Genomic DNA, 17,131 nt, shown 5'->3' on the forward strand with positions numbered 1-17,131 from the left:
TGATTAGGTAATTTTTGAATAAAAAAATTAAATACATATTTTTATTAGCGCTTTTATTTATAAGCGGGATTAATCTGTTCTCCGGCCCCTCCGCCCGAACTGATTCGGCTGTGTCGTTGAACGAGGCGGAGCTATCGGAAGCTGTTGCCGCTACTCAGGATTCTACAGGGCCCCGTTATCCTGTTCAAAAAACGCAGATTGCCGATTTTAACGACCTCAACGAAAATCACCCCGTTGATTTGCGAACGCCCGGCAACATAAAAACCGAAGTGGTGTACGACTACAAAAACAACGTATATCAAATCAGGACAAAAGTGGGCGACAGCGAGTGGACGACCCCTTTTATCCTCAGCCCCAAAGAATATTACGACTATACCTTGAGGAAGTCAATGTCGGGCTACTTTAAAGAAAAAAATAACGAGACTTACGAAAAAGGCGATGAACGCGAAGAATTTTCGTTGAAGGAAGTGAAAATAGACATCGGCCCCCTCGAAAAAATATTCGGCCCGGGTGGCGTAAAGCTGAAACCGCAAGGATATGCCGAACTTTCGATGGGATTGACGCGCTCCACGGTAGAAGACCCCACCATATCGGAACGGAATAAGACAAAAACCTTGTTCAATGTGGACGAAAAAATACAGGCGAGCGTGAATGCCAGCATCGGCGATAAAATGAATTTCGACCTGAATTACGATACGCAAGCCACTTACGATTACGATTCTAAAAAAATAAAACTGGCCTACGAAGGCAAGGAAGATGAAATTGTGCGCTACATCGAAGCAGGTAACGTTAGCTTGAATACTACCAACTCGCTGGTGCAAGGCGCTACCTCGCTGTTCGGTATTCGCGCCGATTTGCAATTTGGTAAATTCAGGCTGAACAGCGTTATCTCTCAACAGGAGTCCGAATCGCAATCGGTTAGCTCGAAAGGCGGCGTTCAAACTACGCCCTTTGAATTTAAGGCGGATGCTTACGACGAAAACCGGCACTTCTTCTTCGGACATTATTTCCGCGACAACTACGACGATGCCATGAGCACCTTGCCCTTCATCAGGTCGGATATATCCATCACCAAAATAGAAGTGTGGATAACCAACAAGCGGGGCAATTTCGACCAGGCGCGCAACATTGTCGCTTTTGCCGATTTAGCAGAGCATGACCATATTAAAAACCCGCGATGGAACCCCGTAGGGAGCGTAAAGAATCCCTATAACCGAAACAATACGCTTTACGAAGAGATTAAGAATAGTTATTCCGACGCGCGAAATATCAGTCAGGTAAATGCTACGCTATCCGGCGCGGGGCTGAAAAGCGGGTTGGATTACGAAAAAATAGAAAGCGCCCGTTTGCTTTCCTCTTCCGAATATACATTCAGCCCTCAGTTGGGCTACCTTTCGCTGAACTTTGCCTTGCAAGCCGACGATGTGCTGGCCATTGCCTACGAATATACGAGGAATGGCATTGTGTATCAGGTAGGGGAGCTTTCGCAGGATAATTTATCTGATACTCAGGACGCTTCTGACGGCGCCGGAAAAGCCTTGTTTCTGAAACTGTTGAAACCCGTATCCTTGTCCCCCGGTTCGTATTCCTGGGACTTGATGATGAAAAACGTTTATGCCTTGGGCGCCTACAACCTCCAGTCGGATAAGTTCCGGTTGGATATATCTTACCAGAGCGATACTACCGGAACCTACGTCAATTATTTGTCGGAAGGAGACATCAGGAATATTCAATTGCTGCGGGTTATGCGGCTCGACCGCCTGGATTCGCGCCAGAACAAGAACCCCGATGGTATTTTTGATTACGTTGAAGGCTATACGATTAAATCCAGCGACGGAAAGGTTATTTTTCCGGTTGTGGAACCCTTTGGCGCACATTTAAGGAAAATGATTAACGACCCGGCCGTTGCCGACAAGTACGTTTATCAGGAACTCTACGATTCTACATTGACTGTTGCCCGTCAGATTGCCGAGAAAAACAAGTACCGGATTAAAGGGAGCTACAAAGCATCGGGCAACAACGAGATAGACCTCAATGCCATGAATGTAGCCCGTGGCTCCGTTAAGGTTATGGCAGGGGGCAGGGTCTTGAGCGAGGGAACCGATTATATAGTGGATTATAGCAACGGAAAAGTGTCGGTCATCAATCAAAGTATTATTGATTCAGGTACGCCCGTAACTGTTTCTTCCGAAAATCAGGCTTTCTTCAGTATGCAGCGCAAAACCATGCTGGGCTTGAACATGAGCTACGACTTTTCCAAGGACTTCAATATCGGAACCACGGTGATGCACATGTACGAAAAACCCCTGACTACCAAAACCGAAGTGGGGAACGAATCGGTGAAGAACACCCTGCTCGGCTTCAACACCTCGTACCGGACACAATCGCAATGGCTCACCAATGTAATCGACAAACTCCCTTTTCTGGAAGCTACCGCTCCATCGCAAATAACTTTCAGCGGCGAGTTTGCGCAAATGCTGCCGGGGCATTACAAGAATAAATATACCGGTGGATATTCCTATCTCGACGATTTTGAAGCTTCGCGTATGCCAACAAGTATTCGCGATCCGTATGGCTGGTTTCTGGCATCAACACCCAGCGACGAAACCTTATTCCCCGAAGCGCTTTATTCCAATAATATTGACTATGGTAAAAACAGGGCTTTGCTGGCCTGGTACAGCATCGACGATTTGTTCACGCGGAAAAATTCGTCTCTGACGCCCTCCCATATCAAAGCCGACAAAGAACAACTATCGAATCACTTTGTCCGGCGAATCAATATGGACGAGTTGTATCCTTACCGCGATGCTTCTTACAACGAATCGGCCTATATTCCGGTGCTGAACTTGTCTTTTTACCCGCAACAGCGAGGCCCATACAACCTCGATGCCGACAGGATAGACAGCAGAGGCGCCCTCCTGGACGCGCAGAAGCGTTGGGGCGGAATTTCGCGGAAAATGAATGTGAAAGACTTTGAAGCCAACAATTACGAATACATCGAATTCTGGATGATGGATCCCTTCGTTTACAACGATAAGGGCGAAGAGTATGCCGGATACAGAACCAGCGGCGGAGACCTGTATTTCAATTTGGGTGAAATATCGGAAGATATATTGAAGGATGGACGGAAGTTCTATGAAAATGGACTTCCAGCCGATGCCGACCCGTCGCTTGTTGATACAACAAGCTGGGGAAAGGTTCCGAAAAGGCAATCGACCGTTTATGCTTTCGATACCGATAAAGGAATAGAAACCCGCCGCAAACAGGATGTGGGATTAAACGGATTAAGTACAGCCGAAGAATTTGAGTATTCGAGCTATAAAGAGTACTTGGAAAATTTTCGCAGAAAATTAACCGACCCCGATGCTTTAGCCGGTATGGAAAGCGATCCGTTCTCGCCATTGAACGACCCGGCGGGCGACAATTACCATCATTTCCGCGGATCGGATTACGACCGTGAACAAAAAAGCATCCTCGACCGCTACAAGCATTACAACGGGACAGAAGGCAACTCGCTGGACGGAAGCGAAAGCTATTCTACGGCCTCCCGTTCGGTGCCCGATGTGGAAGACATCGACCAGGATTATACCCTGAACGAAACCGAATCGTTTTTCCAGTACAAAGTTCCTTTGCGTCCCGAAGATATGGAAGTTGGCAAAAACCCGTATATCAACGATGTGCGTGTGGTGAAAATCAACCTGCCAAACGGAAAAGAGGACGAAGTGAAATGGATACAGTTCAAAATACCTGTCCGCCAATACGAGAAGAAAGTGGGTAATATACAGGATTTTAAATCCATCCGTTTTATTCGCATGTACATGACCAATTTTAAGGAAACAACTCACCTGCGTTTTGGTACTTTAGACCTTATCCGTGGCGAATGGCGTACCTATACTCAAAACCTGAGCATAACCAATCAGCCGGACGAAGGAGCAATCAATGTATTTTCGGTCAATATAGAAGAAAACGGCGACAAACAGCCGGTCAGCTACATTTTGCCTCCGGGCATAACACGCGTGGTTGACCCCGACCAGGGGCAGGTGCGGCAGGAAAACGAACAAGCCTTGGCGCTTCGTTTAACCAATCTGGATCCGGGCGCGGCCCGGGCTGTTTACAAAAACACCATCTACGATTTAAGACGCTACAAACGTATGCAGTTGTTTACCCATGCCGAGGCTTTTATTGGCGAAGAACAAGATTTGAATAAAAATGACCTGTCGGTATTCATTCGCTTAGGTTCGGACTACAAAAATAACTATTACGAATACGAAATTCCGTTGACAATAACCCCCGAGGGACGTTACAACGGAAATAATTCGGCTGACCGGGAAATTGTCTGGCCAAAGGATAACATGTTCGACTTCCCCTTGGAGCTGTTGAAAGACATTAAACTGAACCGGAACAGGGAGAAGCGGAAAGCCGGTTCCACGATTTCGTATGCCAGTGTATATTATGAGTACGACCCCGAAAAACCCAGCAACAGGGTGAGTGTGGTCGGTAATCCTTCGTTGTCGGAAGTCAGTGTGATTATGATAGGTGTGCGCAACAATGCCCGATTAAGAAAATCGGGAGAGGTATGGATAAATGAGCTTCGCCTGACAGACTTCGACGAAGAAGGCGGATGGGCGGCACAGGGAAATCTGAACATCGCCCTGTCGGATATGGGTTCGGTGAATATCTCGGGACGGAAAGAAACGGCAGGCTTCGGCTCAATAGAACAAAGCCTGATGGAAAGGCGAAACGACGATTTTCAGACCTACAGCATTGCCGCTAACATTGATATGGGACGATTCTTGCCCGAAAAAATAAAGGCAAGCATACCTTTATATTATACCTACTCAAACGAAACAACTACGCCCAAATACGACCCCTTGGATCAGGATGTGAGTTTGAGCGAAGCGATGTCAACCATGGCGACAAAAGCCGAGCGGGATTCAATAAAAAATCTGGCACAGGACAAAACCGTTACAAAAGGACTGAGCATCAGCGGTATGAAATTCAACGTCAGAAGCGAAACGCCGATGCCTTATGATCCGGCGAATTTTACCTTTGGCTATTCCCAACGCTTTTCGGAAACAAAAAATCCGACAACGGTTTACGACCAAACCAAAGAGTACGAAGTCAGGGCAAGCTATTCCTATTCGCCGATGGTGAAAACCTGGTCGCCATTCGAAAAATCGAAGAGCAAAGCGCCCATGTCGAAATTCACAAAGGCTTTAGGCTTTAATTATTTGCCCAACAACATAGCGCTCAATTCGGTTATCACACGGCAATACTCCGAAACAAACATGCGCGACCTTGAGTCTTATACCTTGGGCGGGAACAACAACGATTACAATTTCCTTTCGTGGAGCCAGGACTTTTATTGGCAACGCGATTTCAGCCTGACATGGGACTTCACCAAAAACCTGAAGGCCAATATCCAAACCGGAACAAAAGCCGAGATTGAGGAGCCGCATAGCCATGCCGTCAATAAAGACCTGTTCCCCGAATATTATGAAGTATGGAAAGATTCGGTAAACCAAAGTCTCAGAAATCTGGGAACTCCTTTGTCGTACCGCCAATCGGCCAATGTTAGTTATGCCATACCGTTCAACACCATTCCCTTCCTCGATTGGATTACACCATCGTCCTTAAAATACGACAGTAATTATGCATGGGACAGAGGCGCCAATTTCGACGAAGAATATAAGGTAGGCAACACCATAAACAATAGCATGACCATCTCGGCAAATAACACGCTGAATATGCTTACATTATATAATAAGTCGCCATTCCTGAAAAAAGTGAACCAAAAATTTGGAGGCTCGTCAACCAGCCGGGCAACACAACGAAATGCAAGGCCCGAAGCGCCGAAGAAATTTACAAAAGAAGTTACCCTGTCAGCCGATACCACCACCACCGTTGCCCACAAACTAAACCAGAAAAACATAAAAGTAACGGCAAAACGGGCTGATGGCAGGGTATATCTGCTGAAATACAAGAAAGTGGATAACAACACCATACTCATTACATCGCAAGACACCGTAAAACTTAGCCTGAGCATCATCCCCGGAAAAAATCCCGAGGAAGGAACTTTGTATAAGGTAGCGCAATATTCGGCCAGAGGGTTGATGTCGGTGCGCAGTATTACGATAAATTATTCACGGAAAAGAGAAAACTTCATCTACGATTTCAATCCGAATGTGGGGGATGCATTTGGGCAAAACCAGTCCGATTACGGCTTGGCGCCCGGCGTTGGCTTTGCTTTCGGGCTTGATGGCGGCGAAAACTATGTCAACAGAGCCGTTGATAATGGCTGGTTGAAAGGCCCGCCAACAGGCAGCGACTCCATCCGGATGAATATCAATCCGGCCATATTTAATATGGAAGAACGGCTTGAACTCAAGGCCGAGCTGGAGCCTTTCAAGGCCATGAAAATAACCTTTGCCGCTCGCCGCGATAAAACAGACCGCACCGAATACCGGCACATGAACGAAGGTATGCCGAAAACATTTGGCGGTAGTTTCTCCATGTCGGTTGTTACAATTTCGTCGGCCTTTGAATCGTCCAATGCCCGCAGCGGCTATTCGTCCAATGCTTTTAATAAATTTGTGGCCAACAGAGAGGTTATAGCCGAACGTTACAAGCAAAAATATACCGGAATTGCGATACCGAAGAAAGGCTTTCTGGCCGGTTATCCCGGAAGCGCCTACACTCCGGGGAATGACGACATCGACCGCAATTCGGCTGATGTACTGATTCCGGCGTTTTTAGCAGCTTACACCGGTAAGAATTCCAGCAGCATAAATCTATCTCCTTTTCCGGCAATAACATCCCTGATGCCCGGCTGGAATGTAAGTTACGACGGATTAATCAATATCCCATGGCTCAAATCCAAGTTCAAGACCATCAAACTTACACACGCTTACGATAGCCGGTACCAGATTGGGGCTTATTCGTCATTCACCAGCTGGGTGGATGCGGGCGGAGGCCTGGGCTTTAAGCAAAGCGTTACAAGCGACGATATTAAACCTGTTCCATCGGCAGGATATGAAATATCTTCGGTCAGTATCATCGAAAAATTCAGTCCCCTGTTCGGCGTGGATGCTACGCTGAATAATAGTATGACCATCGGGATGAAAATGAATAAAGGCCGGCAACTCAACCTGAATATTTCGTCGTACCAGATAGTGGAAACGGCGAACAACGAATTTGTGGTATCGCTGGGCTACCGTATCAACGAGTTTAACAGGGTTATAGGACTATCGTCCAAAGGCTCAAAAGGATTCAACAACGATTTAAACATCAAGGCCGATTTTTCTTATAAGATGGCTAATTCGCTTATCCGCAAAATTCAGGAACAATATACACAGGCCACTTCGGGGAAGACCGGAACTATGATAAAATTGTCTGCCGACTATGCTTTAAGCCGTTCGTTGATGTTAAGAGCCTATTACGACAGGGTGGTGGATACGCCTATTGTTTCGGCCTCTTCGTACCCCACTACCAACACTAATTTTGGAATTAGTCTGAGATTTACTTTGACACAATGAGCTTTTTAATTAAATTTAACAAATAATACAAACGCTAATCAAACAAAAGAGCTTATTTATTTGTTAAAAAGAAGAGTGTTAATTCGTATAATTGTACTATATTTGCAGCGGAAAGCTTTAAGACGAAAACTGGAAAATGAAAAAATCAACGATTTGGTTGCTTACAGCTATAATGGCAATTGCGTTCTTTGGTCTTATATACTTGCAAGTTAACTACTTCAGGACGACAATCAGGTTGCGGATAAATCAGTTTGACGAAGCTGTGAACAGAACTCTTTCGCAAGTGTCGAAAAACCTGGAGTTGGATCAAACAAAGAAGTATCTTGATGCTGAGATAGAGGCCGACCAAAAGAAGCAAAAGCTGGCGATGAAGCAAGCGTATGAGAAAACCATAACCAAACACCATCACTGGCAGATTTCTTCCCCCGATGGCGAGTCGATGATGGATATACATGTTGATGCATCGCAAACGCAAACGGTAAAGGAAAAACCCGAGAGAGGAGTTTTTTTATCGCCCGGACGCAGCTCTAAATCCTTGTCGCAAACCTCGTTCGAAATACAGGAGGCGCAACGGTTGCAGTCGGAGTACAACAGAAAATTGCTGGACAATGTTATAAACAAGCTGGTGAATACGGCTAGCCTGGCGCCGATAGAGGAACGGATTGATTTTAGAAGGCTGCAAACGGACATAAGAAACGAGTTGAAATACAATGGCATAGAGTTGCCATTTGCTTTCGAGATAGTAAATAAGGACGACAAATCCGTATATACTCAGGACAATTTCAAACCGGAAAATAGCGATTTTCTTTATTCGTGGGTGCTTTATCCCAACGACCCTGTTGACAGGCTGAACTATGTAAAGGTATATTTTCCGACCAGAAACGATTACCTGATAAGCGAAACCCGGTTGTTTATGCCGATCATCGGTTTTACGTTCGTATTGCTAATAACATTTGTTATATCAATATATCTTATTTTTCGTCAAAAGCGTTTGTCGGAAATGAAAAGCGACTTTATGAACAACATGACCCACGAGCTGAAAACGCCGGTTTCGACCATATCTTTGGCGGCACAAATGCTGAAAGATACGTCTATAACAAAGTCGCCGGATGTTTTTAAACATATTTCAGGGGTTATTAACGACGAAACAAAACGCTTGAGTTTTCAGGTCGAGAAAGTGTTGCAGATGTCGCTCTTCGAGAAACAAAAAGCCACACTGAAGCAAAAGGAGATGGATATAAACGATGTAACTGTTTCGGTGGCCAATACGTTTCAACTGAAGGTGGAGAAGTTTGGCGGAACAATCGACATTGATTTGCAGGCAATCAGTTCGGCTATTTTTGTCGATGAAATGCACTTCACCAACGTTTTGTTCAACCTGTTGGACAATGCATTGAAATACCGGAGAGAAAATGTGCCGCCGGTGCTTATGATGAAAACATGGAACGGCGGAAACAACAAGGTATATATTTCTATCGAAGACAACGGGATAGGAATAAAAAAAGAATATTTGAAGAAAATTTTTGACCGGTTTTACCGCGTTTCGACCGGAAACCGGCACGATGTGAAAGGCTTTGGATTGGGCTTGGCTTACGTGAAAAAAATTGTAGAAGACCACAAAGGAACCATCAAGGCCGAAAGTGAATTAGGAAAAGGAACAAAATTTATTATATGTTTACCCATTATAAAATAGATTGATTATGGATGATAGATTAAAATTATTCTTGTGTGAAGATGATGAAAATCTGGGTATGTTGCTCAGAGAGTATCTTCAAGCGAAAGGGTTTGATACAGATTTGTACGCTGACGGAGAAGTTGGTTACAGAGGCTTTATCAGGGAAAAGTACGATCTTTGTGTCATAGATGTGATGATGCCCAAAAAAGATGGTATTAGTTTAGTAAAAGATATCAGGGGCTTGAACTCCGAAATACCTATCATATTTCTGACTGCCAAAAATATGAAGGATGATATTCTGGACGGATTTAAGGCAGGAGCTGACGACTACATTACAAAACCCTTCAGTATGGAAGAGCTGGTGCTTCGTATCGAAGCCATATTCCGCCGTGTGAAAGGAAAGAAAGTGAAAGACCAACAGTTCTACTCTTATGGCAGCATGTCATTCGATACACAGAAACAGATTCTGACAATCAATGATGTAAGTACTAAACTAACCACAAAAGAATCGGAACTGTTAGGCCTTTTGTGCGCTCATGCCAACGACATCCTGGAACGGAACCATGCACTTAAACAAATCTGGGTGGATGACAACTATTTCAATGCACGCAGCATGGACGTATATATCACCAAACTAAGGAAATTGCTGAAACCGGCTGAGGATATTGAAATCATCAACATTCACGGAAAAGGCTACAAGCTGATTGTTCCGGTAGAAGACGCGGACGAGAAATAATTAAGCATTAAATGCAAAAAATGTAAGGGTCGTGGCGTGCCGCGACCATTATGTAGGGGCGAACCTGTGTGTTCGCCCCTCGTTATTGGGGCAGATAGATAAATTTTAATGATCCCTCATTGTGCGGAGCCCTGGGGGACGATTTCTGTCATTGCGGGCGCCTACTAAAAACCTCATTCTCACCTAATTCTATTTAACAGAACAACCTCAGTAGCAATGTGTTACAAAATACGACACAACCTCATTACATCATTATTCGCGTGTGTTATATTAATAAATGATGATAAAGAAATGATGTAATGAGGTTCCATTATTCTTCGTAATGTACTGCTACTGAGGTTGTTCTGTTAAATAGAATTAGGTGAGAATAAGGTTGTAAATGCACAGGGTTTGTGCTATACTCAGGAGATTGCGGATCGGAGCCCGCAATGACAACCTTGAACTTTAAACCTGAAACCTTTGAACCTGAAACTTATTTTAGTATCTTTGCCCCCATAATCTCAACAAGTTAGTATTTCTTAAAATCATACATTATGAAGCAATTATTTTTACTTTTTTGGGCAGTATGTCTCTCGGCAACCGGCTTTGCCGGAGAAAGAGTGAGTAAACCCCAAATGCCTCAAAATCGTCAGCAGCAACATTTTGACAAGGTTCAAAAGCGGGATTCTATTTTGTCGGTACAAAAACAAGTAAGCCCGAAGTTGCGAAGACAAGCAGCGCTGGCATCCGCCGCCCTGTATCCCGATAGTTTGGTAACCAGAGATGCATCGGGTACTAATATCTCCAAAGAGGAATATGCTTACAATGGCGATGGCAACCAAACATTGCTGATAACCTACGTGTGGAACGGTAGCGATTGGGAAAGCAATTTCAAAAAAGAATTTAGTTACGACTCCAACGGCTACCGGACATTATATATACGTTCGGGCTGGAATGGCAGCTCATGGATAGAGTATGATAGACAAGAATATACCTCCAATAGCAATGGCCATCTAACAGAAGAGATATTATACGGTTTCGGCAATGCCCAGGGTAATTTTGAAGGTGAATTGACAGCATTTATGAAAAACAATTATACCTACGATGACAATAACAACATGACATCATCTATTTCTTATCATTGGGATGAAACAGCCGGCGATTGGGTAGGCAATTACAAGAATCTGTCGGAGTACGACGAAAATAACAACCAAACATCATACACTTCTTATCATTGGGATGAAACAGCCGGCGATTGGGCAGGCGATTACAAAAATCTGTCGGAGTACGACGAAAATAACAACCAAACGTCAGATATATATTCTTTGTGGGATGCTACTGCCGAAGATTTTGTTGGCTTTAGCAAATACGAATACGAGTACGATGACAATGGCAACCCAACCTTATATACCTATTACGAGTGGGATGAACTAAACGGCGATTGGGTAGAAATCAACCAAGGAGGAAAACATGTATATACCTACGAAGGCGATGGCAACAAAACATCGGACAAATCTTACATTTGGAATGAAGATTGGGTAGAAAGTAACAAATATGTATATGAGTATGACGAAAATGGTAACCAAACATTGGAGGAATATTACAATTGGGATACTGACGCCAAAGATTGGGTTGGCTATAGCAAAAATGTATATGCTTTCGACAGCAACGGTAACCGAATGTTAAGTGCATCTTACTATTGGGATGCCAGCGTTACCCGTAAGCTGCCTCTTAAAAATGCCCAAGTTTCCACCGGTGGTTGGGTAGGCAGTTCCAAAGAAGAATGGGTTTACGATGGCGATGACAAACTAATAACCTATATAACCTACAATTGGGATGATGTAGCCGACGATTGGGTAAAAAATTCCAAAATAGAATATAGCTACAATGAAGATGGTAACCCAACAACAGAGGAAACATTCCTTTGGGATACTGTTGGCAGAGATTGGGAACCTTCGGCAGCTGGAACAGCTACCTACTATTACACCTCTACCTCTACCGGTATCTACAAACCCATTATCGGCGCCAACGACCCTGTTATTGCCACACGGTATTACGATTTGCAAGGCAGGGCAGTAGGACAGCCGCAAAAGGGACAAATATATATTGTGAAAGAATTGCACCAATCGGGCAAAGTTTCGATTAGCAAATTAGCAAATTAATCAATGCAGGGGCGGGTTTCAAACCCGCCTTTACAGGGATATTGAAATGTAGGGGCAGCGCGTGCGTTGCCCTTTTTTTTATGCCACTATTCGATACGCCCTACATTGATCCCGAACCCTGAACTTTGAACCTGAAACCTTTGAACCTTGAACTTATTTTCCTACCTTTGGCTTCGCATAAAACAACCGGAAGTATGAAACAATATATCGACTTGTTAGACAGAGTTCTGACCGAGGGGCTGAGGAAGGAAGACCGCACCGGAACAGGGACAATCAGTGTTTTTGGTCATCAAAGCCGCTACAATCTGGCGGATGGATTTCCGCTGGTAACCACAAAAAAGCTGCACCTGAAATCCATTATATACGAATTGCTGTGGTTTTTGAATGGAGATACGAATGCAAAATACCTGCAAGACAATGGCGTGCGTATCTGGAACGAATGGGCAGACGAAAACGGCGAGCTGGGTCATATATACGGCTACCAATGGCGGTCGTGGCCGGACTATAACGGCGGACACATCGACCAGATTTCGGAAGTGGTGAACACGATTAAACAGAATCCCGATTCGCGCCGCATTATTGTCAGTTCGTGGAATGTGGCCGATTTACCCCATATGAATCTGCCTCCTTGCCATGCCTTTTTTCAGTTCTACGTGGCCGATGGCAAACTAAGCTTGCAGCTCTATCAGCGTAGCGCCGATATATTTCTGGGGGTTCCTTTCAATATTGCCTCTTATGCTTTGCTGCTTAAAATGATGGCTCAGGTAACCGGATTGCAGGAAGGGGAGTTCGTTCATACCTTGGGCGATGCTCATATCTACCTCAATCACCTCGATCAGGTGAAACTGCAGATGAGCCGCCAACCTCGTCCCTTGCCCCGGATGATTATTAACCCCGGTGTAAAGAATATTTTCGATTTTAAATACGAGGATTTTTCACTCGAAGCTTACGACCCACATCCACATATCAGGGGCGAAGTGGCTGTTTAACCGAAATGCCGGTATAGATACAGATGGAGAATTTATTATCACAACTCAATAAACCACAAAGCGAGGCCGTAGAATATGTCGATGGTCCTTCGCTTATTATTGCCGGCGCCGGATCGGGCAAAACCCGCGTGTTGACTTACAAAATTGCTTATCTGCTGAAATTGGGATTGCCTCCACAGAATATACTGGCGCTTACGTTCACCAATAAAGCAGCTCGCGAAATGAAGACGCGAATCGCCCGGATTGTGGGTGAAAAAGAAGCCCGTCGCTTGTGGATGGGCACCTTTCACTCCATCTTCTCGCGGATACTGAGGACGGAAGCCGAAAAAGTAGGCTTTCAATCGAATTTTACTATAGCCGACTCGGCCGATTCGCGCAACCTGATAAAAGCCATCATCTCCGAACACCAGTTGGACGACAAAATATATAAACCGGCAAAAATACAAGCCCATATTTCCAGCGCCAAAAACGGCTTGCTTTCGCCCGAAATGTATGCACGGAACAAAGAACTGACCGAATACGACCGGCAGGCGAAAATCCCCATGACAAAAGATATTTACAGGGACTACCGCAACCGGCTGAAAGCGGCAAACACCATGGATTTCGACGATTTGCTGTTTTATACCAACCGGCTTTTCCGCGACAATCCTGCTGTGCTGGCAGCCTGTCAAAATCGCTTCCAGTTTATTTTAGTGGACGAGTATCAGGATACCAATTTTGCACAGCATCTGATTGTTAAGCAACTCTCGGAGCAGCATCACCGGGTATGTGTTGTAGGCGACGATGCACAGAGCATCTATTCGTTCCGCGGGGCGAATATTGATAACATGCTCAATTTCACGGATAATTATCCCAATGCCCGCATCTTTAAACTGGAGCAGAATTACCGATCGACACAGAATATCGTCAATGCGGCCAATAGCCTGATAAGCAAAAACAGGGAACAATACCGGAAAAATGTGTTTTCGGAGAAAGAAGCAGGCGAGAAGCTCGAATTGGCGAGCGCATTCTCCGATTTTGAAGAAGGCGTAATAGTCGCCAACCGCATCCTCGACTTGCGCCGTGAAAAGAACGGCTCATACAGCGACTTTGTTATTCTGTACCGTACCAATGCCCAGTCGCGTGTGTTTGAAGAAGCCTTGCGAAAAAAGAATATTCCCTATCGCATATACGGCGGACTGTCGTTCTACCAGCGCAAGGAAATTAAGGATGTGATAGCTTACTTTCGCATGGTGGTCAACCCTTATGACGAAGAAGCATTTAAGCGAATTGTCAACTATCCTGCACGTGGAATAGGGCAGACGACTGTCGGTAAAATAATTTCGACGGCCAAACTGCACAACGTAAGTTTGTGGGAAGTGATTGGCAATGTGCTGGAATACAACCTGAACATCAAGAGCGGAACAGCCAACAAACTCAAAGACTTCAGGCAGATGCTCGAAAGTTTCATAAGCCAGCTGACCGAACTTTCGGCTTATGATTTGGCCACGCTTATTGTTAAGCAAACCGGCATAGCCCACGATGCCTATCAGGATCAAACGCCCGAAGGCATGAGTCGGCAGGAAAATTTACAGGAACTGCTTGGCGGCATCCACGAATTTACCGACATGCGCCGAGAAGAAGGCAATGAACATGTAGGCCTTATGGATTTTCTGGCCGAAGTATCGCTCCTCAGCGATCAGGATACCGACAAGGGAGCCGATGAGGAAAAAATAACCATGATGACCGTCCATGCCTCGAAGGGATTGGAGTTCAAAAATGTGTTTATCGTAGGACTGGAGGAAGATTTGTTCCCCTCGTCCATGGCCAAAGCCGAAAGGGGCATTGAAGAAGAACGCCGGCTTTTTTACGTGGCCATCACCCGCGCCGAAGAGTTTTGTATGCTGACCTACGCCAAAAGCCGCTTCCGCAACGGGCAAACCAACCCTTGCAATCCAAGCCGCTTTTTGAAGGAAATAGACGTGCATTATTTGAAAATGAACGGCAATTTGCAAAGCGACAGTTCTGCAAGGTTTGAACAAGCTCCGCGAGGTGGTTTCTGGGATACGGTTCGCCAAAACCGGGAACGCAGGGAAGTAGAAGAGTTTAAAGACCTGCCTTTTCCCGAAGAGACGACCAATGAGGTGGCTTACAATACCACTCCACAGCCTCGTTTTGTAAACTTGCGCGATGCAAAGCCCAAACCTCAGCCAGCCCAAGCAGCTGGGCTATCGGTAGGTTCCGTCATCAGGCACGAACGCTTCGGCATAGGCGCCGTTACCGCAATAGATGGCGATGACACCAACCGGAAAGCAACCGTTGAGTTTGAAAATCTGGGAATTAAACAACTGCTTCTTAAATTTGCAAGATTTGAGGTAGTTAGCTGAAAAGAATGTAAAGGAATTAATAATATGGTAAACAATAAATTGAAATCTAGTCTGTTACAACTTCGAGAGGCCTTGCTTTTGATGTTGCCCAAAAATAGGAGCGAAGTTTTTATCCTGTTAATTTTCTTGGCGATATACCTTCCTTATTCTATCTTTTTAGCGATTAATTCATCTGTAATTGATAGTCAAACTGTTCCATGCGACATCTATTTTCAATTCGACAACACCTCCATTTTTCACACCGGAAAAATGACTTTCTCGAAGCATCCCTTACTTATACTTTTCACTAAACCGGTAATCTGCGCAGGAGATTTCTTCGCTTGGTTGGGCGGAAATCCTAAATTGAAAGCTATTTTCTGGGTTTTTGTCTGTTCTTTATTAGTCTCATTATCAGGTGTATTCGTTTACAGGTATATGAAAGAAATAATAAAATTAAAGAAATACCCCTTGTTGCTGTTAACGTTCTTCTATGCTTTCTTTTCAACCAACTTGATTTTGTGCTTCACCACGGAGTCATTTACGGTAACGCTCTTTCTCTTATCCTTTGTTGTTTACTACTATTCTCACTGCATCGAAACGAATAAAACAGTAGGCCTGCTTACCGGTTCTGTTCTTGCTATATCGCTTGGCGGAATTACTCTAACTAATTTTGTAAAAGGAATCATTCCGTTCTTTTTTATGAAACAGGATAAGAAAGTATTGATTAAAGCGCTGATTGCTATTGGTTTGTTGTTGCTTATTTCTATCCTGCTCTGGCAATACAACGAGCGGATTTCTCAGTTTGTATCCAATATTCAACGGGAAATGAGAGTGTATGGCATGAAAGGTAACAAGCCATTTTTCTGGATTGCTATCAATGATTTTTTAGCTTCGCCTGTTTTATTTTACGACTTCCTCATAGAATATAAGGCAGATATGGTTCTTCCTGGTGGGCCTCCCATTTCTTATCATGAGCTTTCCATAAACTCCTATCCACCGGATTGGAAGTGTATTTTTGCATTTTCGCTACTTTTTATTTTCTTAATTTCGGCTTTAAGGAATTATAAACATCGATTATTTCTATTGCTTGCCTCCCTTTTTGCCGTAGATATTTTTATACACCTCGTTTGTGGCTATGGCTTGAGAGAACCTTTCATCTATGGCGGGCACTGGGTTTATTGCGTGCCCCTGTTTATGGGATGGTTGCTCGCCTCGTTGAAGGATAAACCGGCAAAAATTACGCTTGGGTTCTTTTCTTTATTGTTTGTGGCAATGGTAATAAACAATATATGTCATTTGTACGAATTTATTGAGTTTGCGCTTTTGTATCATCCTGCCTGATTTATCGGGATTTATTACGGCATCCCCCTGCATTATACCTAAAACCCTCAAGGCAAACGCATGAAAAATTTTACTGCTTATATCTTTCGGTAAAGTTGCTGATATGAGCAGGAGATTCCTCCCTTTGGTCGGAATGACGGTCTCCTTTTTGGGAGAGGGGATGAGGAAGCGGCGGCGAAGCCGCCACTTCCTCATCCCTTAAACCACTAACAGGCGAGTCATTCCGACCAAAGGGAGGAATCTCATCCGTAATAGTGGTTCTAAATTTTTTCATGGTTTGCCCTGCTAAAACCCTCGTGCGAGATGGTAAATATGCCGTAAATTCCTTATCTTTGTGTTTTATATAATTCGGAATAATGTTCAGAGAGG

Annotated in this window: 8 protein-coding genes; 7 read left to right on the forward strand and 1 reads right to left on the reverse strand. The window is 44.5% G+C overall.

Going from position 1 to position 17,131, the window contains the following annotated elements; genetic code table 11:
- Positions 1-14 precede the first annotated feature (14 nt).
- From sov to ACYPWY_RS01490, 7 genes are all read left to right on the forward strand, one after another.
- Positions 15-7,535, forward strand: coding sequence for a T9SS outer membrane translocon Sov/SprA (gene sov, locus ACYPWY_RS01460; RefSeq protein WP_459683567.1), 7,521 nt, complete (start codon positions 15-17; stop codon positions 7,533-7,535).
- A 136-nt stretch (positions 7,536-7,671) separates the two neighbouring features.
- On the forward strand, positions 7,672-9,228 hold the full coding sequence (locus tag ACYPWY_RS01465; protein ID WP_459683568.1) for a sensor histidine kinase: 1,557 nt from the start codon (positions 7,672-7,674) through the stop codon (positions 9,226-9,228).
- A 7-nt stretch (positions 9,229-9,235) separates the two neighbouring features.
- A complete protein-coding gene (rprY, locus tag ACYPWY_RS01470) occupies positions 9,236-9,946 on the forward strand; it encodes a response regulator transcription factor RprY (protein WP_459683569.1) in 711 nt (236 codons plus the stop codon).
- 533 nt (positions 9,947-10,479) lie between these two features.
- Positions 10,480-12,087, forward strand: a complete 1,608-nt coding sequence (locus tag ACYPWY_RS01475) for a hypothetical protein (protein WP_459683571.1) — start codon at positions 10,480-10,482, stop codon at positions 12,085-12,087.
- Between the two features lie 194 nt (positions 12,088-12,281).
- Positions 12,282-13,076, forward strand: coding sequence for a thymidylate synthase (locus tag ACYPWY_RS01480; protein WP_459683573.1), 795 nt, complete (start codon positions 12,282-12,284; stop codon positions 13,074-13,076).
- A 23-nt stretch (positions 13,077-13,099) separates the two neighbouring features.
- Complete coding sequence (locus ACYPWY_RS01485) at positions 13,100-15,442, forward strand: ATP-dependent helicase (protein ID WP_459683575.1); 2,343 nt, start codon at positions 13,100-13,102, stop codon at positions 15,440-15,442.
- Positions 15,443-15,466: 24 nt separating this feature from the next.
- On the forward strand, positions 15,467-16,762 hold the full coding sequence (locus tag ACYPWY_RS01490; RefSeq protein WP_459683577.1) for a DUF6080 domain-containing protein: 1,296 nt from the start codon (positions 15,467-15,469) through the stop codon (positions 16,760-16,762).
- Between the two features lie 70 nt (positions 16,763-16,832).
- Here the strand turns inward: ACYPWY_RS01490 and ACYPWY_RS01495 are convergent, their stop codons facing one another.
- Positions 16,833-17,036 (reverse strand): hypothetical protein, encoded by a 204-nt coding sequence (locus ACYPWY_RS01495; RefSeq protein ID WP_459683579.1) that lies wholly within the window; start codon positions 17,034-17,036, stop codon positions 16,833-16,835.
- Between the last annotated feature and the right edge of the window lie 95 nt (positions 17,037-17,131).

The sequence above is a fragment of the Viscerimonas tarda genome, from assembly GCF_054601255.1.